Source organism: Fibrobacter intestinalis (genome assembly GCF_900167415.1).
GTDB lineage: Bacteria > Fibrobacterota > Fibrobacteria > Fibrobacterales > Fibrobacteraceae > Hallerella > Hallerella intestinalis.
Genome location: NZ_FUWU01000044.1, coordinates 1 through 20,410, shown reverse-complemented (window position 1 = coordinate 20,410; position 20,410 = coordinate 1). Strand labels below are relative to the sequence as shown.

The following is a 20,410-nucleotide window of genomic DNA, read 5'->3' as shown; positions in this document are numbered from 1 at the left end:
TGCCCACGCAGCTTGCTATAAATTCGGATGCGACATTCCCAGAAGGAACGTTGCAAAAAAAACATTTTACAGAAAAAAATTTTCCTAAAATCGCCCGTTCGCGCGTTGTACATCATGGGCTTTCATTGGGGGAAGTCCGCATTCCAACGAGGAAATCTATGAAAGAAAACAACGCAAACACCCGCACCGGGCACGATTCCTATTTCCGCTCCGTCTTCAAGGCTCCGGAACGCGCCGCGGAACTCCTGAGGCTCGCCGCCAGGCACAACGAAAGCCTCGCCGAATTCCTGAAGACCGTGGACCTCTCGACCCTCACGGAAATTTCGGAGTCCTTCAGCGACACGGAAAGCTTCGGCTACGCGGACCTGGCGTTCACCGTCAAGATCGCCGATGGCGAAAGAAATCGCGATTCCGAACAATTCGAAAAAGAACGCTCCGCCGACCTCCTCGTCGGCATCCTCGAGGAGCACAAGTCTTCAAAGGACCCGAACATCACCGCTCAGCTCGTCAAGTACTGGTATCACATCATGGCGAAAAACCAGAGGAACATCCCGACCGTCGCCATCGTCTTCTACAACGGCAGGGAAAGCTGGGCACTGGAAAACAAAACGATGTTCCCGAACTATCCGGCATACTACCACCGGATAGGACTCCCCTTCGTACTGGAGCTTGTCGATATCGGGAACGCATTCACAACCGAAGAAATGGACAAATTGTCGCCGAAAATCGCGCTCGCCCTCGTCGCGATGAAATACGTATTCCACAGCGAGACGATGCACGCGCACTTGCAAACGGCCATCCGAACGCTCAAGGAACTCCCCCGAGAGGAGGCGGAAAGCTTCATCACGGAAACATTTATATATTTGAAGGCATTGATCCCCTCGAAGGAAAAGGAGGAACTCAAAATGGACTTCATCAAGACATCCGAAGCCTACGGCTACGAGACCATCGCCGAAGCCGAAGAAAAGGCCCTCGCCGCAAAATACGAGGAAGGCATCGGAATTGGATTTGAAAAGGGTCGCGACGAAGGCATCGGGATTGGTATGGAAAGGGGACGGGAGGAAGGTATTGAAATTGGTGTTGAAAAAGGCAGGTATGCAGAACGGCGGGAAATGGCGAAAGCTCTTAAAAACAATGGAGCATCTCTAGACCTCATTGCGAATGTTTCTGGCCTTTCCGAAGAGGAAATCCGAAATCTATAATTCACATTTTCAAATCCAAGCCTCGCTTTGTGCGGGGCTTTTCTCATTGGCATTCAGCTCTCTATTAAGCCGAAACTCCCCCGAAAGGAGGCGGAAAGCTTCATCACGGAAACATTTATATATTTGAAGGCGTTGATCCCCTCGGAGGAAAAGGAGGAACTCAAAATGGACTTCATCAAGACATCCGAAGCCTACGGCTACGAGACCATCGCCGAAGCCGAAGAAAAGGCGCTTGCTGCAAAATACGAAGAAGGTCGTAACGAAGGAATTGAAATCGGCGATTTGAATGCCCGCAAGGAAATGGCGAAAGGTTTCCGCGATGCGGGAATTCCTGTAAATATTATCGCCAAGCAGACCTCCCTCTCCGAAGAAGAAATTCGAAATTTGTAACTCATATTTTTAAGACTTAAGCCTCGCTTTATGCGGAGCTTTTTTATTAAACGCGGCCCTTTTAAATAATCAAAAGATTTAGTGAGTCCCATTAAATGGAACATAACTATCTGATTTCAACGTTTTCATCTTTTATTTCGACCATTTTATACGATTTGCCAATCACGAATATTAGCTAAGCTAGATAAGTTCCCGTTATCTTCCGCTTGTTTCAGAATTTTGATGTTTTCTTTTTCAACGGAATTCAATTTATGATTAACGTTATTAAATTCCGGCTTATACCATTCAAATTGCGAAAAATACATCTTAAGATCCTCACTTTTAAATATGTATCCATGCTTGGCGAAAATGGAATTTCGTAAGATTCTAAGTTCACTTTTAGTATAACTCGATAAATCGGAACCGCTCAATCTGTGTTTTGAGAGATTCGCAAAGAGGGCTTCGCCAATTACCGGATGGGAACTATTTGTGAAAGTTTCTTTTGGTTGCTCCTTGTTGTTTGATTCTGAAACCACCTTTCCATTCTTGTAACGAATTTTCTCCCCGTTTTCATCCCATACACCATCTTTCTCATCGTTCTTGTAATTTCCTTTATAGGTCTCACCATCATAACTTTCTTCCCAAAAACCGTCTCTTTTTCCATTTACATAAGAACCTTTGGCTTGTGACAAGGGAGATGTTTCTTCCCATAAACCAAATCTCTTTCCCCCTTTATATTTTCCCTTCGATTCGATTCCATTTTCTATTTCTTGCCAAAATCCTTCCTTTTCTCCATATTTAAAGGAGCCATCGTAAATGAGATTTCCTTCGCTATCCCATTTTCTCCAACGACCATGCTTCATGCCGTCTTTGTAAGCTCCCTTAATTTTCATGTTTCCATTGCTATAATAATCCGTAAATTTTCCATCTTTTTTTGTTTTTACAGTTTCATTCAAACCACGCTGAAAATTTTCCATGGCTACATTTACAATTTCACGCCCACAAGCCTCCCAATCTCCTTCTTTACATTTTTCTTCATCACTTTTGCAAGCGACAAAAAGAAGCGAACTCATAAAAAACAACAGGGCTAATGACTTATTCGAAATAAAAGAAAAGATACGGATCATTTTTTCTCCATGAAGCGGTTTACCAATGATTATTGTCTTTTCTGCAGAATGAAGGACAACACGCTTGCACAAGCTAAAAGAATAATTGTTGTTACAAGCATTCCAATTAATTCAATATCAGTAACTACTCCGATTAGAATTGTGAAAATAAGCGTCAATCCGGAAAGAACAGCGAAGAGGATAAAATTGTGGCTATTTCTGGCAGTCTTTACCGCACATAGGGTGCCAAGTCCAAGAAAAACCGCAACCCAAATAACATAGATAATGTCTTCTGGAACATGATCCATCATCTTAAAAATATTGGCAATAAGTTTAAAACCATTGAACCAACAACCTGGAGCAATCATGATAAGTATTAGCGGTATTCCTAGGAGTACAAATATTGAAATTTTAAGAATCAAGTCAACATTCATATTCTGAAGTATCGGGGAATTGGCCGCAGCAGAAGATGTTCCAATTTTCCGCACTTTTTTCATTGAATCCGTTCCGCAAACAGGACAAAAACGCACACCTGGTTCCAATTCTTTTCCGCATTTAGGGCAAGATGCGTTTATACCCTTTCCGCACTTAACGCAAAAATGCGATCCTTCAAAAATCGGGGATCCACATTCTGTACAAACTTTTCCCACAGATGCTCCGCAGTATGTACAAAATTCCGTTTCATTTGCAATTTCTTTTCCACATTGATTACAGTACATTTTATCTCCTTAAGATTATGAGTGAATATTTGTTTGATGTTTTATTCAATGCCCTTTGGGGAAATCTCAAAAAGTTTTGAATTGGTGAGTTAAATTTGTTGTTTCCTTATCTTTCCTTCGGCATTGGGAAGGCTGTTCCTAGAACAAGTTTTTTTTCAATACAAAATTGCGAATGCGTTTCCATAAATTCCGAATATTTTTATCACCTTCGAGGATTGTGTGAATTCCCTGAATTTGCTTTGTAACAAATGGATTTAGCCCTTTGAGGAAATTCAATCCTCTGATATCCAAATCTTTTAGACTGAGTTTTTCAAAGGATTGAATGGAGTCGTTCAACTGTACTTTCGCCGGGGAAAACGAAAACATCTCATCGAATTCCTTAAAGGTCGCACCGGAATAGAAAGTGAGGGGAATATTCGAATCGGTAAAGCTTAGGGTAACTTTTGAGTAAATGTCAAAATTCTTGCCAAGCATTTTCTTTACCTGTTCCCTATTATTTTGCCAATCGGAAATTGATTCTTTAACAACGAATACCGTATCCAAACAGAAAGTACCGTGAGAGGAGGAACCAAACAGAATTAGCGATCCGTTTGGCAAATTTCGCAAGGTTTTGAAAGCATCTTGATGACAGTTACAATAGCGAAAAGAGCTACCAAAAACGAAAGGATCCGTGTTGCAGTAATTTCCCAAATCACAAAGTTTATTCGAACCGCAGGAGTTTTTGGGTTCGCAAGCGCCCTTTTTCCCTTTTGTTTGGGCAAAGACCTTTTGGGCATCCTCGATATTCAAGTGGGGGAAAAGAACTCTACTAGAAATCTGACGGTTTTGCTTTCGAATTTGGATTTCACCATTCGCCTCCCATTCCCCCCAGAACGCGAGCTTGCCCCCGGAAAGTTTTCCGTCTTTTTGAACATATTTGCAGTTGTCCATGCAGATGAGGTTCCGCGTGTGCGGACCGACCGTCCATTCCTTTACATTTGGCTCTTTTTTGTTCGCATAGGGAGGACCCGGGTGGAAGAACTGGACGACAACCGGATTTCTTTGTGTTTTATTCATATAAAGACAATTCCTTTTTTCGCAGAAGTGCGCTTCTGCGAAATTCACCGTTGGGCCGGCTTGCGCCCGGAACCTCCCGATTTTTCAAAATTCTCGTTCCAATATCCCGCATTCCTCTGCCCGCTTTGATTTTGCTTCCGCTTCGGGTTCTTCACGAACTTCCAGAACGCCTCCTGCACGCGCCGCTTGCTCTCGAAAGTCGGGTGCACATAAAGGTCGAGAGTCGTATGCGTGCTGGCGTGGCCGAGAAGCACCGAGAGAGTTTTCAAATCCGTATCGGAAGTCAGCGCATGGGTGGCGAAGGAGTGCCGCAGGGTATGGATGTGGGCGTCCACTTCAATTCCCGCCGCCTTCAGGAACTTTTTGAAATGGTTCTGCAAAGTCCGCTGGTCGTGCTTCACCAGAAAACTGTCCGGGGGATTGTCCCTCGCCATCTTTTTCAGCCATTGGAGCAGATTTTCCGGGATGGGGATTTCCCGGTGGCCGCTTTCGCTTTTCGGCGGGCAGAGTTTGCGGACGGTTTTCGGGAACTTGGCATTTTCCATTTCGGCGGCGAGATTTTCGTCTGCGCCTTTTGTGCCAACGGCATTTGCCGTTTCGCCCTTGTCATTGGGCAGCCGTTCCAGCGTCCCGTGAATTTTGATGGTCTTCCGCACAAAGTCGAAGTCCGAAAATTTCAGGGCGCAAGCTTCGCCCAAGCGCATCCCGGTGAATGCAATCAGCAAAAGGCTCCGGGCCGAATTTTCCAGTTTCGGGTTTTCATTCTTTTCCAGCGCATCAATCAGCGCGGCCAGTTCCTCTGGCGAGAGGGGAACCGCTTCCCCCTTCCGAGTCGTCCCAGCATGGGGAAAATCCAGCTTATTGAAATCTTCCGGCGAAAGCGACTCTTTCAAAATCTGCAGCAAGGTCGCCAGCACGAAACGCCGCGTGGAAACCGCAAGCTCTCCGAGAGCGCACTCCGCAAAATTTCGCACGAGAGCCGAATCAAAACCGACCAGCTCCACTTCGCCAAAATACGGCAGTAAATGCTTCAGCAGAATATTTTCGTATTTCGCCCGGGAACTCTCGCTCCAGCCCAAGCATTTCTTTTCAAACCACCTTTCCGCCGCTTCCTTGAACTGCATGGAATCTCCTTTATTACATTACGGTGCAAAGTTTGCAAAAAATTCTCGAAAAAGAAACAGATTGCCACGTCGCTCTGCTCCTCGCAATGACGGGTGGGTCGCAGAGATTGCTTCGCTATTGTGCCTGGCGTTTTTCCATTTGCCCACAACCCCGCTGACAATTTTTGGGCGTTTTTCCATTTGCCCAAACTCTCGCTGGGGATTTTACGTCATTGCGAACCCCGCAGGGGTGAAGCAATCCTTTTTTTTGCAGATAGGATTGCCACGGCGTTAGCGCGCCTCGCAATGACGGAGCGCGTTGACGACTAGTGTTCCATTTGACAAAGGCCGGCTTTGCGTCGAAACAGGCATTTTTTATTTAGTCGAAGTTCCAAAATGCGAAAAAAAGGACTTTGTTCGTTTAGTCGAAGGCCCAAAATGCGAAAAGATGCCTTTGTTCGTTTAGTCGAAGCTCCAAAATGCAAAAAAAAAATGCCTTTGTTCATTTAATCGAAACCCCAAAATGCGAAAAAACGGCTTTGTTCATTTAATCGAAGCTCCAAAAGGCGAAAAAAAGGACTTTTTTCATTTAGTCGAAGACCCAAAATGCAAAAAAATGCCTTTGTTCATTTAGTCGAAGCTCCAAAAAGCAAAAAAACGACTTTTTTCATAATCACTAACTTGCCGCCCCAGCCGTTTTCCAGCAAATATCAAATGATATTTCGTTGCCTCAAGCGTTTTCCGGCAAATATCAAACGATATTTATCGCCAGCGCGCCAAACAAAAGCGTGTCCGCAGAGGCTGGATAGGGGGAGGCGAGCACCTCGCGACCCGCGAGAAGAAAATCATCTTGTAAAGAAACATTCCACTTTGAAGAAAAATTCTCTCTTGAGAAAAGACATTCACGTTTTGAAAAAGAGTTCTCCTTGCGAAAAAAAGTTCTCTCGTTGAAAAAATTTAATTGAAATCGTTTAGTGAAGATTTGTTATAATTCTCCATTTTTCCCGCTAGAATAAATGACCTGCATTCGTCACGGTGACGAGAAATGTTCACAAATAGGGAAACTTAAACACATAAGGAAACAAGACGTTTGATAAAAAAAGCCCCGCCACAGGTGCGGAGCTTTTTCCAAAACAAGGAGTTTGATGAAATTAGAAACGGAAGTGGGCGAATGCGCGGTTCGCTTCGGCCATCTTGTGAACTTCCTGCTTCTTGCGAACGGCGTTGCCTTCATTGTTCTTGGCGGCAACAAGTTCAGCGGCAAGGCGTTCGGCCATATCCGCTTCGGTCCGATTACGAGCAGCGTTCAAAAGCCAGCGAAGGGCAAGAGCCTTGGCGCGATCCGGAGCGACTTCCATCGGAACCTGGTAGTTTGCACCACCGATACGACGGGACTTCACTTCGAGTCTCGGCTTGATGTTTTCCAAGCATTCTTCGAACTTTTCCAGCGGAGAGCCTTCGCCTTCCACCTTCTTGTTCAAAAGATCAAGAGCCGTGTAAACGATTTTTTCCGCGATGGTCTTCTTGCCCTGTTTCAACACGACGCCGATAAGTTCGGTGATTAAAACGGAATGATAACGCGGGTCAGCGATTGTGCGCTTGTGGATAGTCTTTCTTCTTCTAGACATGATGCCCTTCCTTTACTTCTTAGCCGGAGCTTTTCTCTTAACGCCGTATTTGGAACGCGCCTGATTGCGACCGTTCACCGCCTGAGTGTCGAGCGTTCCGCGGATGATGTGGTAACGCACACCCGGAACGTCCTTCACACGACCGCCACGGATAAGAACAATGGAGTGTTCCTGAAGGTTGTGGCCTTCGCCCGGAATGTAAGCGGTGACTTCCATCTTGTTGGAAAGACGGACACGCGCAATTTTACGCAGAGCGGAGTTCGGCTTTTTCGGCGTGGTCGTGTACACACGGGTGCAGACTCCACGCTTTTGCGGACTTTGTTTCAGAGCCGGCGAAGCGGTTCTGTTGAGGATTTTTTCACGGCCTTTGCGGACGAGCTGTTGTATAGTAGGCATTTTAGTTATTCCCTAATTTTGGAAATCCAAATATAGTTCTTTTTCGAATAATTTCAAGTTTACACCTTCGATTTATTCGAGATTATCTTCATTGTCTCCCGAGGCTTCGGAACCGGTATCCGGCATCGTAAAATTGACACCGCCGTTCAGGTCGTCAGCTTCCTGGGCGGCGCGACTAGCGGCATCCGCCTCAGCATCGGAATCGATGACCGTCACGCCACGCAGATGGCGAGCACCCGTTCCGCAAGGAATCAAGTGACCCATGATGACGTTTTCCTTCAGTCCCATCAACGGATCCTCACTACCTTCAATTGCAGCACGAGTAAGGATCTTGGTTGTTTCCTGGAAGGACGCCGCAGAAATGAAGCTGTCGGTTGCAAGCGAAGACTTGGTGATACCGAGGAGCATCGGGGTTCCCGTCGCTTCCTTGCGGCCTTCGGCCCTGAGCTTGTCGTTCTTCATACGCAGACGCGCCTTGGAGATTTCTTCATCCGGAAGGAGATCGGAATCGCCAGGATCGGAAATTTTGATTTTGCGCATCATCTGGCGGACAATGCATTCGATGTGCTTATCGGCAATCGCCACGCCCTGCAAGCGGTAAACCGCCTGGATTTCATTCACCAGATGGCGCTGCACGGCTTCGGGGCCCTGCACACGGAGAATATCGTGCGGATCCACGGAACCATCGCAGATTTTTTGACCTCTGCGGACGCGGTCGCCTTCGAGAACGGCCAGGTGACGGCCTCTCGGGACCAGCACGCTCGCTTCTTCTTCGGCATTCTTGATGATGACCTTCTGGTTGCCACGCTCTTCGTTGCCGTATTCCACGACACCGTCAATCGGAGCGATCACCGCGACATTCTTCGGGATGCGCGCTTCAAAAAGTTCCGCGACGCGGGGCAGACCGCCGGTAATGTCCTTCGTCTTGCCGACTGCGCGAGGCAACTTGGCAAGGATTGCTCCCGGAACGGCCATGTCGCCATCATGGACGGAAAGGACCGCACCATCCGGCAGGTAATAGACACCGAGGCGAGAGCCATCGCTATCGATAACGTTGATGGCCGGGCGACGCTTGCCGTGACGGTCGCTGATGACAACCCACGTTTCCACGCCGGTCACATCGTCCTTATCTACACGGTAAGTCGTATTTTCGACCAAGTCCACAAACTGGATTTTACCGGCGGCGTTGCTGAGAATCGGGCTCGTGTACGGATCCCATTCAAACAGTTTGGCGTCCTTTTTCACCGAATCGCCATTGGCCACATAAAGCGTTGCGCCATACGGAATCTGCCAGCGGCCCTTATTGATGCCGGTAGAATCGAAAATGACCAGTTCGCCCATCCGGCTGACCACGACCTTGTTGCCGTCATGTTCCAGCGTATTGACGTTTTCCAGTTCCACTTTACCGTCAACGGGAGCGCTCTTTGAATTTTCGACCGTCAAGCGGCTAGAAGCACCACCAATGTGGAATGTACGGAGGGTCAGCTGCGTACCCGGTTCACCGATGGACTGGGCGGCAATCACGCCGACAGCTTCGCCCAAATCGACCGGACGGCCAGAAGCCAGCATACGGCCATAGCACTTGGCGCAGACACCGTTGCGAGCTTCGCAAGTCAGCACGGAACGCATGTGAATATGTTCCAGACCGGTCGCCGAAATCTTCGGGAGGTCGCGTTCCGTCACCAGTTCGCCGGCCTTGACAATGACTTCGCCCGTCACCGGATGCACAATATCTTCGACCGGAGCGCGTCCGAGCAAACGTTCTTCCAGCGTAATAATGGTATCGTCACCATCCTTATAGGCGGAAATGTCGATGCCCTTGTCCGTGTGGCAATCTTCTTCCACAATGACCAGGTCTTGCGCCACGTCCACGAGACGGCGGGTCAAGTAACCCGCATCCGCCGTTTTCAGAGCGGTATCGGCCAGACCCTTACGGGCACCGTGCGCCGAAATGAAGTATTCCATTTCGTTCAAGCCTTCGCGGAAGCAGGACTTAATCGGGTTTTCGATAACTTCCTGACCGCCGAGCTGCTTGGTCGGCTTCTGCATCAGGCCGCGCATACCGGAAAGCTGCTTGATCTGTTCGCGGCTACCACGCGCGCCGGAATCCGCCATCATGTAAACCGGGTTGAAACCGTCCCGGTCGTGAGAGAGCAAATCCCACTGTTTTGCAGAGACGTCGCTCGTCGTTTTGGACCAGACGTCGATAATCTGGTTGTAGCGTTCGCCGTCGGTAATCACACCGTCTTCGTAAAGTTCGCGAATGCGGTGCACCTTTTCCGTCGCTTCATCCAAAAGCTGCTGCTTCTCGGGCGGAATGACCATTTCGGCAATCGCCACGGAAGACCCGGAAATCGCGGCCCACTTGTAACCGAGAGCCTTCAAATCGTCCAGATATTCCACCGTAACCTGGTTGCCCGTGCGGCGATACAGGTCGTCGATGGATTTCGCAATCACCTTTTTGCCGAAGGTCTCGTTCGCATAGCCCACGGCATTCGGAATGATTTCGTTCAAAATAATGCGGCCCATGGTCGTCTTGATGGTGGACGGTTCCAAAAGGGTGAGGAACTTGATTTTTTCGCCCTTCTTGACGAACACTTCGACATTTCCCTTGTCGTCGGGCTGCTCCATTTCGCAACGGGTGTCCGATTCCAATGCGCCCATATAGACTTTTCTTCCCGCAGGGAGACGCAGGTAGCATTCGGCGTTCAAATCGATACTGCCGTTGTCGTAAGCGCGGAGGGCTTCGGCGGCATCGTAGAAACGCATTCCTGCGCCCTTGCGATTGGGACGCGGCTTGGAAATGTAATAGAGGCCAAGAACAATATCCTGCCCCGGAACGGCAATCGGCAAACCGGAAGCCGGGTGAAGAATGTTATTCGAAGAAAGCATCAGCACGCGGCATTCCAACTGCGTTTCAAAAGAAAGCGGAAGGTGCACAGCCATCTGGTCACCGTCAAAGTCGGCGTTGAAAGCCGTACAGACGAGCGGATGAAGCCGAATGGCGTTGCCTTCGATGAGCTTCGGATAGAACGCCTGAATGCCCAAGCGGTGCAGGGTCGGCGCACGGTTCAGCATGACCGGATGGTCTTCAATGACGCCTTCAAGAATATCCCAGACTTCCGGCTTTTCGGCATCGACAAATTTCTTTGCGGCCTTCAGCGTGTAAACCGTTCCCGTTTCTTCCAGTTTCTGGATGATGAACGGCTTGTAAAGTTCCAAAGCCATGCGCTTCGGCAGACCGCACTCGTGCATTTTGAGTTCCGGCCCCACGACGATCACGGAACGTCCGGAGTAATCGACGCGCTTACCGAGAAGGTTCATGCGGAAACGTCCCTGCTTGCCCTTCAAAAGCTCGGAGAGGGACTTGAGCGGACGATTGGAACCCGCGCGGGCAACGCGACGTCCACTGTCGAACAGCTGGTCCACCGCTTCCTGCAACATGCGCTTCTCGTTGCAAAGAATCACGTCCGGGGCCTTGATGTCGATCAGTTTTTTCAAACGGTTGTTGCGGTTGATGACGCGGCGATAAAGCTCGTTCAAATCCGAAGTCGCAAAGCGACCGCCGTCAAGCGGCACGAGCGGACGCAGGTCGGGCGGAATCACGGGAAGAACGTCCAGAATCATCCATTCCGGCTGATTGGAAAGTCCCTTGGCTTGCGCCGGATACATCTTGCGGAATTCGCAGAACGCATCGAGCAGGTTGAATTCCTTTCCTTCCGTTTTGGCAGCATAGCCGCCCTTGCGGTCGCCATCGGCATTCATCACGCCGAATTTGAAGTCTTCCACGGCGTCGGCGATATCTTTCACCCAGGGGAGGTCGCTGTTCTTTTTCCCGTCCAAATTCGCGTAATAGGAATAGAAATCGTCCATCTGGGATTTCTTGAAGGCTTCGACAATCTTCAAGCGCTTAATGGCGTCGTCCCGTTTGGTTTTGGATTTCGAAGCGGCTTCCAAGCGGAGTTCGTCCGAAAGTTCGACAAAATCCACGTTGGCAAGAAGCTGTTTCAAAGCAGCAGCGCCCATCTTTGCCGAGAAATGACGGCCTTCCTTTTCCAAATCGAGATACTTGGCTTCATCGATCAATTCGTTCGGCTTCAGATCGGTATCGCCCGGATCCAGCACGATGTACTTTTCGTAATAGATGATGTTGTCCAGGGATTTGGTGTCGAGGTTCAAAATCGCCCCGAGGACGCACGGCTGGTTCTTCACGAACCAAACGTGAGCCAGCGGAATGGCCAGTTCGATATGCCCCATGCGTTCACGACGAACCTTGGAATGGGTCACTTCCACGCCGCAGCGGTCGCAGACAACGCCTTTAAAACGGATGCGCTTGTATTTTCCGCAATTGCATTCCCAGTTTTTGACCGGTCCAAAAATGCGTTCGCAGAACAGGCCGTCGCGTTCCGGCTTGAAAGAACGATAGTTGATCGTTTCGGGCTTGGTTACTTCACCAAAGGACCATTGACGGATCAATTCTGGAGAAGCAAGGTGAATCGAAACTTCACCGCTGTTGTTTTCAGAATAATCGAAAGTTTCTTCTGACATATTACTTTTCTCCACTTGTCTTGATGTCGAGGCAGAGCGAACGCACTTCGCGGATCATCACGTTGAAGGATTCGGGGATTCCCGGTTCCGGAGTGTTCTTTCCGTGGACGATGGCGTCATAGATCTTGGAACGACCAATCACGTCATCGGATTTCACGGTCAAAAGTTCTTGCAGCGTATAGGCGGCGCCATAGGCTTCCAAAGCCCAGACTTCCATTTCACCGAAACGCTGGCCGCCGAACTGGCTCTTACCGCCGAGAGGCTGCTGCGTCACGAGCGCATAGGAGCCGATAGAACGGGCGTGGATCTTGTCTTCGACCAAGTGACCGAGTTTGAGATAATACATATAGCCGATGGTGACCGGATTCAGGAACGCTTCACCGGTGCGACCGTCATAAAGCTTGGCCTTGCCGATAATCTGTCCGTGTTCCGGATCCATCTTGTAGGAAACGACGGGCATTTTCTGGTAAGCGCGTTCCAATTCGCCGACGATATCATCGAAAGAAGCACCGTCGAACACCGGAGTCGCTACCTTGATGCCGAGGACCTTGGCCGCCCAGCCCAAATGGACTTCGAGAACCTGTCCCACGTTCATACGGGAAGGCACGCCTAGCGGGTTCAGCAAAATCTGAATCGGACGACCGTCTTCGGTAAACGGCATATCTTCGACAGGGACGATCTTGGAAACGCAACCCTTGTTACCGTGACGACCCGCCATCTTATCGCCGACCTGAAGTTTCTTCTTCTTGGCGATGTAAACTTTGACGGTCTGGAGAACGCCGGGCTTCAATTCGTCGCCCTTCGTCACCTTGTCGATTTCCTTTTCCATCGTCCGGGTCAAGCGATCGATCGAATCGCGGGCAACGGAAAGAAGGCTGGAAGCCTTTTCCTGAACTTCCGCATCGTCCGCAGCAAACGTCGAAGACGGCGCAATCGAAAGGAAATCCAAGCTGTTCAGCATTCTTTCGTTCAAGGTTGTTCCTTCGGGAATCCGGACTTCATGCGTATCGAAATCCACGATATTTCCCGAGACCTTGCCAGAAAGCATTTCCAGCATTGCGGCAGCGCAAGTCATCTTGATCTTGTCGATATCCGCTTGGAATTTTTCCTTGATGTCGTTGATTTTTTCCTGATCTTCCGCACGGCTCTTCTTATCGTTGTGATCCTTGCGGCTAAAGACGCGGGTTTCCAGAACGATGCCTTTCATGCCCGGAGGCGCGACCAGGGAAGTGTCCCGCACGTCGCCGGCCTTTTCACCGAAAATCGCACGGAGAAGTCTTTCTTCCGGAGAAAGTTCCGTTTCGCCCTTCGGCGTCACCTTGCCCACGAGAATGTCGTCTGCGTGGACTTCTGCACCGACGCGAATAATGCCGCGTTCATCAAGGTTCTTCAGCGCTTCTTCGCCGACGTTCGGTATTTCGCGGGTCAGTTCTTCCGGACCGCGCTTGGTTTCACGGACTTCCACTTCGTATTCTTCCACGTGAATCGAGGTGAAAGCGTCTTTAATCGCCAGCTCTTCGGAAACGATGACGGCGTCTTCGTAGTTGTAACCGTTCCACGGAATAAAGGCAATCAGAATGTTCTTGCCCAAAGCGAGTTCGCCGTGATCCGTCGAGGCACCGTCGGCGAGGACATCGCCCTTTTTCACAAAGTCGCCCACATTGACAACAGGCTTCTGGTTGATGCAGGAATCCTGGTTGGAACGTTCGAACTTGCGAAGAATATATTCGTCAATCGGTTCGTGATCGAGGAATTCAAAATTTTCGCCGAGGCCTTCCAACGGCTGGAATTCACCGGATGCATTCAAGGATCCGCGTTCCACGACGACGGTCATGGCATCCACGAATTTGACTCGGCCATCGTGCTTGGCGCGCACAACGGTACCCGAATCCAACGCGGCACGGCGTTCCAGACCGGTCCCGACCACAGGAGCTTCGGAACGGAGCAGCGGCACAGCCTGGCGCTGCATGTTGGAACCCATCAAAGCGCGGTTCGCATCGTCATGCTCCAGGAACGGAATCAAGCCGGCAGCGACCGAAATAATCTGCTGCGGAGAAACGTCCATCAGCTGGATGCGCCCGTCAAGAGCTTCGCTGTCCACCGAGTTCACGTTGAACTTCGGCACAACGCCCTTTTCAAAGTCGTCGGATTCGTCGATTTCGCCGCCCGCAATCACACGGGCCTTCAACGGATATTCATCCTTTTCCCGCACCATGACGAAGTCTTCCACAAAGGAAGTCAGCTGATGCCTGTCGCGGATGTCCGCTTTTTCTTCTTCCGTAGAAGCGTTGTTCAGCATCGATTCGAAAAGCGGGTCGAACGCCGCATTTTTCAATTCGGTATTCGCCGGAGCGATGTTGAAAGCGTCTTCTTCGTCCGCCGTCAAATAAACGACAAAGGAAGAAACCACATCGTAAACCGTCGAAGATTGCAAAACGTAGTCCGCCTTGCCCTTGAAAGCTTCCAGCGGATTGCCGTTGCGAATAAAGTCGCTCGAGCCGTCTTCGTTTTTAAATTCAAAGACCTTGTTCACAAAAGAATCGAACAGAACGCGCTGATTGGCATCCAGATTCGAGCGAGCCTCGGCCATTTCCTTTGCGGAAAGTTCCAGTTGGACAAAAAGGCGCGGTTCGCGGACAAAACCTTTGAACAAGCCGAAATGCCACTTTTCTTCGGGGAAATAAAGCGTCTTCCCATTTGCCGCTTTGAACTTCTGCAATCCGACAATGCGGTAAGGCGTTTCGATAAATCCAAAGTGGTTTACCACAGCGTAAGTGGCCAGCGAGTTGATAAGACCGATGTTCGGGCCTTCCGGCGTTTCAATCGGGCAAAGGCGACCGTAATGCGTGTAGTGGACGTCACGGACTTCAAAGCCGGCGCGCTCGCGGGAAAGGCCGCCCGGACCCAAAGCGGAAAGGCGGCGTTTGTGCGTCAATTCCGAAAGCGGGTTCATCTGGTCCATGAATTGCGAAAGCTGGCTGGAGCTGAAGAACGCCTGAACGACGGAATTCACCGTGCGGGTATTCACCAGGTCACGCGGCGTCGGGGTTTCATTGTCGCCCGAAGTAAAGTTTTCGCGAATGACGCGGCTCATGCGGGAAAGTCCCACCGAGAGCTGGTTGGCGACGAGTTCCCCGACAGAACGGGTGCGGCGGTTGCCCAAGTGGTCTATATCGTCCAAAACATAGCCCTCGGCACCGCAATACAAGCCGACCATGTATTCAAAAATACCGAGGAAATCGGCTTCGGTCATTGTCATCGTCGTCAGAGACGGTTTGGAAAGACCGGTGTCGGCAAGAATTTTTTCGATTGACGGCGTATAGACTTTGGCGTTCAAACGGTAACGCCCGACTTCGCCAAGGTCGTATTTACGAGGATCGTCCAGGAAAGTGCTTTCAAAAGCAATCTGCGCAGTCGCCATATTCGGCGCTTCTTCCTGCGACTGGTGCATCACAAAATAAATGAGCTTCAGGGCATCTTCCTTGGTCTTGCACTTGTCCGCAAGCAAGGTGTTGTGCACCAGCATATTTTCTTCATCTTCCGCGATGAAAGAAATGTCAAAAACTCCGCTTTCCGTCAGACGAGCGGCGCACTTGTCGTCGAACACCCGGTTCGCATCCAGAAGCACTTCGCCCGACGATTCGTCAATGACGTCCGCGGCGACAATGCGGCCATAATACTCTTCCATATCACCCGCATGCAGGGTGACCTTTTCCAAATTCTTGTAGAAAAGCGAAATAATGTCGCCAGTCGTTTCAAAACCGATGCAACGAAGAAGCGCCGTCGCCGGAATCTTCTTTTTGCGGTCGATAATCAAATAGAGAACATCGCCGTCTGTATTAAATTCAACCCATGCGCCGCGATGAGGAATGATGCGGCTCTTGTAATTGGAACGTCCATTGGGAAGAATTTCTTCGTCAAAACTCACACCGGGAGAACGATGCAACTGGGAAACGACAACGCGTTCCGCACCGTTAATGATAAAAGTCCCGTTTTCCGTCATGATCGGCAAATCGCAGATCAGAACGTCATTTTTAATTTCTTCCTTCAACTTGCGATCTTCGCCATCTTCTTCAAAAACCTGCAACGAAAGATTGGCGTGCAAAGGAACGGAATGCGTCAGCCCGCGTTCACGGCATTCCCGAAGGCTGTACTTGGGGATTCCAAAGAAGTATCCTTCGTACTTGAGGGCAAAAAGCCTTTTCAAGTCTGTGATGGGGAAAATGTCTTGAAAAACACGTTCCAAGCCTACTTTGAGACGCTTCTCAGGAGGAACGTCATTTTGGAGGAAGTGATCGTATGAAGCTTTCTGCACTTCGACCAGATATGGAAGTTCCAATTGGAACTTATTGGAGGAATTATTCTTTCGCTCCGTCATTTTAAAACCTCATCCAGTGAAAAACTAAAACACGGGAAAAACACCAAAAGCCCACACAAGCGTGCAGGCGTTTTGGTGAATTCGAATTAGCGATTTGAAGGCATTACTTCAGAACGACCTTGGCACCAAGATCTTCGAGTTCCTTCTTCATCTTTTCGGCGTCAGCCTTCGGTGCACCTTCCTTGATGACACTGTCGGCCTTTTCGACCATTTCCTTGGCTTCCTTCAAGCCGAGGCCGGTGATGGCACGGACGGCCTTAAGAACAGCCATCTTGTTCGCACCGCATTCGGCGAGAACAACGTCGAATTCGGACTTTTCTTCAGCAGGAGCGCCAGCGGCAGCTGCAGCGGCGACAACAACGCCACCAGCAGCGGCTTCAATGCCGTGCGCTTCTTTGAGGTAGTCCGCCAACTGCTTGGCTTCGAGGAGGGTAAGACCCGCGATTTGATCACCAATAGCCTTGATATCTGTTGCCATGATGTTTTTCTCCAATTATTCCGTTTTGAAAAGTTGTTTGTGAATGGTTGTGTTGAGAACTTAGGCGGATGCTCCGGCCTGTTCCTTTTCCAGTTTTTCCGTGAGAGACTTGAGCTGACCCGCAATAGTCGAACCCGGTCCAAGAATGATTGCGACCAACTGGGCAAGCATACCCTGACGATCGGGGATCTTGGAAAGTTCAACGACATCGGATCCCGGTCTGACAGCACCGTCGAGGTAAAGGCTCTTGGCAACGAGGAAATCCGGATTTTCCTTGTGGAAATTTTCGATTTCCCGGGCCGGGCTAATCGGATCATCTGCAGGACCAACCATAACAGATGTCGCACCCTTGAGCGCATCGTCAAGACCGACAACGCCCATCTTTTCGAGAACCTTCTTCAAGAGAGTGTTCTTGACCGCGAGATACTTGATGCCTTTGGACTTCAGATTCATACGGAGTTTGTTGTCGAGTTCAACCGGAATCTTCTCGTAGTTGAGAAGGAAGATTGAAGCAGTGCCTTCAAACTCTTTAACGATAGAATCAACTTTCTGTTGTTTTTTAACTACAGCTTTCATCGTTTATCTCCTATCGCGTAATGCTCAAGTCCAACTTGAGGCTCGGCGTCATTGTTGCCGTGATAAAGAGGCTCTTGATATAAGTGCCCTTGGCGGTCTGCGGCTTGTTCTTTTGAACGGAATCGATGACAGCCTTAATGTTTTCAATCAGCTGTGCGTTCGAAAAAGACATTTTGCCGACCGGAGCGTGAATGTTCGCGCCCTTGTCCACACGGTACTGAATTTTACCAGCTTTGAGTTCCTTCACAGTCTGGGCGACGTTAATCGTCACTGTTCCGGATTTCGGGCTGGGCATAAGCCCACGAGGACCGAGAACTCGAGCGATTTTACTAATCACCGGCATCATGTCGGGAGTCGCAACGACCGCATCAAATTCAAGCCAGCCTTCCTGGATTTTTTGGACCAAGTCTGCTCCACCAACGTAATCAGCTCCAGCATCCTGTGCCGCTTGGAAATTATTGTCCTTGCAGAACACGAGAACGCGAACCTGACGACCGGTACCGTTCGGAAGCACAACCGTGCCACGGACAGCTTGATCGGAGTTTTTGGGATCTACACCGAGATTGAAATGAAGCTCGACAGTCTGGTCGAACTTAACCTCGGATTTTTTAAGAATTTCGAGCGCCTGCTCCAGACCATACGCTTGCGCGCGGTCAAAAGCTTCAGCTACTTTCTTATACTTTTTTCCTCTGAACATGGTTTTCCTGTCAGAAATAGGGTTAAGGTCAGCCTGATTAGTCGACAACATCGACGCCCATAGAGCGTGCGGTGCCCGCAACCATGCGCATTGCGGCTTCAATGTCATTTGTATTCAAGTCAGGCATCTTTTTGGTAGCGATTTCCTTGACTTGCGCCTTGGTGATCTTGCCGACTTTTTTACGGTTCGGCTCGCCCGAGGCAGTTTCAATGCCGGCAGCTTTCTTAACAAGAATCGCTACAGGAGGAACTTTCGTGATGAAAGTAAAGCTCTTGTCGGCATAAACTGTAATGACCACGGGGATGATCATTCCCTTTTCATTTTGAGTCTGAGCATTGAACGCCTTGCAGAACTGCATGATGTTCACGCCCTTTTGACCCAAAGCAGGACCTACCGGAGGAGACGGGTTTGCTGCCCCGCCGGGGATCTGAAGTTTAATATAACCTGCAATTTTTTTTGCCACTGTATTTCTCCGTTTCAGAATCTGCTATTGCAATGCAGCTTCCACCTGGTTAAAGCCCAATTCGATTGGCGTGGAACGGCCAAAAACAGAAACCGTCACACGAAGCTTGTTCTTTTCTGTGAGGATTTCTTCCACCGTGCCGACAAAGCCTTTGAACGGACCATCCTTAATGGAAACACTGTCACCGACAATATACGGATTCTGGATCACATCCTGCCCAGCGTCTTGAGTTTCGACGCCAAGCAGTCTATCGACCTCGCTCTGACGAAGAGGAATCGGTATCTTATTCAGACGACTGGTTCCTCCAAAATGGGTAACTCCCTGAACGGAGGTTACCAGGTGCTGGGTGAGCTCGTCCAGCTCCATCTCTATAATCAAATACGCCGGGAAAAGCTTCTGAGACACCGTCTTGCGCTTTCCTCGGACGTTTACTTGTACGGTTCTCTCAGGAATGAGAATCCGTCCAAACTTGTCTTGAACACCTTCGCGTTCAATCAACATTTCAATGTTTTTCTTGATGGTGCTTTCCTGACCGGAAAACGTATGGACCGCATACCATAACATAAGTATTACCCACGTCCTAACAGTTTATCGACAACAAAGGAAAGCCCTAAATCAAGCGCAGCAATATAGCAGCCCATGATTACGCTAAAAAGCATTACAACCAAAGTCGAACCTTTCAGTTCTTCCCAGCTAGGCCAATTGACCTTTTTCATCTCTTGGACAACTTCTTTGATGTATTGCTGTAATTTTTGCATATCATGACTCCGTAAGAAAGGAAGCAGGTCGGGAGGGACTCGAACCCCCAACCAACGGTTTTGGAGACCGTGACTCTACCAATTGAGCTACCGACCTAAAACCGTCCTTACTTGGTTTCCTTATGAACTGTATGCTTGCGGCAGAATGGGCAGTACTTCTTGTACTCCACGCGAGAGGGGTGAAGTCGCTTATTCTTGTCGCAATCATAGTTACGCTGATGGCAAACAGTGCATTCGAGCGTAATGAGTTCTCTTGGCATTGTTATTCCTTACTTGATGATTTCGGTTACGGAGCCGGCGCCGACGGTGCGGCCGCCTTCGCGGATGGCGAAGCGGAGCTGCTGTTCCATCGCTACAGGGGCGATGAGCTCCACGTCGATGGTCACGGTGTCGCCCGGGGTCACCATCTCGACGCCTTCCGGGAGCTTGATCGTGCCTGTCACGTCCGTCGTGCGGAAGTAGAACTGCGGGCGGTACCCGTTCATGAACGGCGTGTGGCGGCCGCCCTCTTCCTTCTTCAGAACGTAGATCTGGCCCTTGAAATGGGCGTGCGGGGTGACGGACTTCGGGGCGGCGAGGACCATGCCACGGATGATGTCCTTCTTCTCCGCGCCGCGGAGCAAAAGGCCAACGTTGTCGCCAGCCTGGGCGTCGTCGAGCAGCTTGCGGAACATCTCGACGCCGGTTACGACGTATTCGACCGTGTCGCCGAGGCCGACGCGCTCGACCTTGTCGTTCAGGTTGATCTTGCCGCGTTCGATACGGCCAGTCGCGACGGTGCCGCGGCCAGTGATCGTGAAAACGTCTTCGATCGGCATCAGGAACGGCTTGTCCACTTCGCGCTGCGGCTGCGGAATGTATTCGTCGACGGCGTTCATAAGTTCCATGATCTTCTCCTGGTATTCCGCGTCGCCTTCGAGGGCCTTCAGCGCG

At 49.8% G+C, this 20,410-nt stretch carries 18 protein-coding genes and 1 tRNA gene; 2 read left to right on the top strand and 17 right to left on the bottom strand.

The annotated features are described in order from the left end of the window. The first annotated feature begins 158 nt into the window (after positions 1-158). Together B5D40_RS11220 and B5D40_RS15370 are read left to right on the top strand one after the other, a co-directional pair. On the top strand, positions 159-1,202 hold the full coding sequence (locus B5D40_RS11220; protein ID WP_158222177.1) for an Rpn family recombination-promoting nuclease/putative transposase: 1,044 nt from the start codon (positions 159-161) through the stop codon (positions 1,200-1,202). A 165-nt stretch (positions 1,203-1,367) separates the two neighbouring features. Then, complete coding sequence (locus tag B5D40_RS15370) at positions 1,368-1,592, top strand: hypothetical protein (RefSeq protein WP_143394496.1); 225 nt, start codon at positions 1,368-1,370, stop codon at positions 1,590-1,592. 146 nt (positions 1,593-1,738) lie between these two features. Here the strand turns inward: B5D40_RS15370 and B5D40_RS11210 are convergent, their stop codons facing one another. The 17 genes from B5D40_RS11210 to B5D40_RS11120 all read right to left on the bottom strand — a co-directional run. Next, a complete protein-coding gene (locus B5D40_RS11210) occupies positions 1,739-2,698 on the bottom strand; it encodes a YARHG domain-containing protein (RefSeq protein ID WP_078776971.1) in 960 nt (319 codons plus the stop codon). Between the two features lie 29 nt (positions 2,699-2,727). After that, the gene (locus tag B5D40_RS11205; protein ID WP_078776970.1) at positions 2,728-3,396 is read right to left on the bottom strand and encodes a zinc ribbon domain-containing protein; all 669 of its coding nucleotides are present in this window, start codon (positions 3,394-3,396) and stop codon (positions 2,728-2,730) included. Positions 3,397-3,534: 138 nt separating this feature from the next. Continuing rightward, entirely contained in the window at positions 3,535-4,185 is a 651-nt protein-coding gene (locus tag B5D40_RS11200; RefSeq protein WP_143394495.1) for a hypothetical protein, read from the bottom strand. 311 nt (positions 4,186-4,496) lie between these two features. After that, positions 4,497-5,576 carry a tyrosine-type recombinase/integrase gene (locus B5D40_RS11195; protein WP_078776968.1) on the bottom strand — a complete coding sequence of 360 codons (1,080 nt, stop codon included), beginning with the start codon at positions 5,574-5,576 and terminating at the stop codon, positions 4,497-4,499. A gap of 1,130 nt (positions 5,577-6,706) precedes the next feature. Then, a complete protein-coding gene (gene rpsG / locus B5D40_RS11180) occupies positions 6,707-7,183 on the bottom strand; it encodes a 30S ribosomal protein S7 (protein ID WP_073305712.1) in 477 nt (158 codons plus the stop codon). Positions 7,184-7,195: 12 nt separating this feature from the next. Continuing rightward, on the bottom strand, positions 7,196-7,579 hold the full coding sequence (gene rpsL / locus B5D40_RS11175; protein WP_073305713.1) for a 30S ribosomal protein S12: 384 nt from the start codon (positions 7,577-7,579) through the stop codon (positions 7,196-7,198). 72 nt (positions 7,580-7,651) lie between these two features. After that, positions 7,652-12,127 (bottom strand): DNA-directed RNA polymerase subunit beta', encoded by a 4,476-nt coding sequence (rpoC, locus tag B5D40_RS11170; protein WP_078776965.1) that lies wholly within the window; start codon positions 12,125-12,127, stop codon positions 7,652-7,654. A gap of 1 nt (position 12,128) precedes the next feature. Continuing rightward, positions 12,129-16,505 carry a DNA-directed RNA polymerase subunit beta gene (gene rpoB, locus B5D40_RS11165; protein WP_078776964.1) on the bottom strand — a complete coding sequence of 1,459 codons (4,377 nt, stop codon included), beginning with the start codon at positions 16,503-16,505 and terminating at the stop codon, positions 12,129-12,131. Positions 16,506-16,608: 103 nt separating this feature from the next. Beyond that, positions 16,609-16,983 carry a 50S ribosomal protein L7/L12 gene (gene rplL, locus B5D40_RS11160; protein WP_078776963.1) on the bottom strand — a complete coding sequence of 125 codons (375 nt, stop codon included), beginning with the start codon at positions 16,981-16,983 and terminating at the stop codon, positions 16,609-16,611. A 60-nt stretch (positions 16,984-17,043) separates the two neighbouring features. Next, positions 17,044-17,559: a 50S ribosomal protein L10 gene (gene rplJ, locus B5D40_RS11155; protein WP_078776962.1), complete on the bottom strand. Its 516-nt coding sequence runs from the start codon at positions 17,557-17,559 to the stop codon at positions 17,044-17,046. A gap of 10 nt (positions 17,560-17,569) precedes the next feature. After that, on the bottom strand, positions 17,570-18,256 hold the full coding sequence (gene rplA / locus B5D40_RS11150) for a 50S ribosomal protein L1 (RefSeq protein ID WP_073305718.1): 687 nt from the start codon (positions 18,254-18,256) through the stop codon (positions 17,570-17,572). 37 nt (positions 18,257-18,293) lie between these two features. Continuing rightward, positions 18,294-18,719, bottom strand: coding sequence for a 50S ribosomal protein L11 (rplK, locus tag B5D40_RS11145; protein ID WP_078776961.1), 426 nt, complete (start codon positions 18,717-18,719; stop codon positions 18,294-18,296). 24 nt (positions 18,720-18,743) lie between these two features. Beyond that, complete coding sequence (gene nusG / locus B5D40_RS11140; RefSeq protein WP_073305722.1) at positions 18,744-19,283, bottom strand: transcription termination/antitermination protein NusG; 540 nt, start codon at positions 19,281-19,283, stop codon at positions 18,744-18,746. A 5-nt stretch (positions 19,284-19,288) separates the two neighbouring features. Then, positions 19,289-19,477 (bottom strand): preprotein translocase subunit SecE, encoded by a 189-nt coding sequence (secE, locus tag B5D40_RS11135; RefSeq protein ID WP_073305724.1) that lies wholly within the window; start codon positions 19,475-19,477, stop codon positions 19,289-19,291. A gap of 24 nt (positions 19,478-19,501) precedes the next feature. Then, a tRNA-Trp gene (locus B5D40_RS11130) sits at positions 19,502-19,574 on the bottom strand. Between the two features lie 10 nt (positions 19,575-19,584). Further along, positions 19,585-19,737: a 50S ribosomal protein L33 gene (rpmG, locus tag B5D40_RS11125; protein WP_073305726.1), complete on the bottom strand. Its 153-nt coding sequence runs from the start codon at positions 19,735-19,737 to the stop codon at positions 19,585-19,587. A 9-nt stretch (positions 19,738-19,746) separates the two neighbouring features. Continuing rightward, positions 19,747-20,410, bottom strand: a 664-nt coding sequence (locus tag B5D40_RS11120; protein WP_268762585.1) for an EF-Tu C-terminal domain-related protein, incomplete at its 5' end; no start/stop codon positions are given.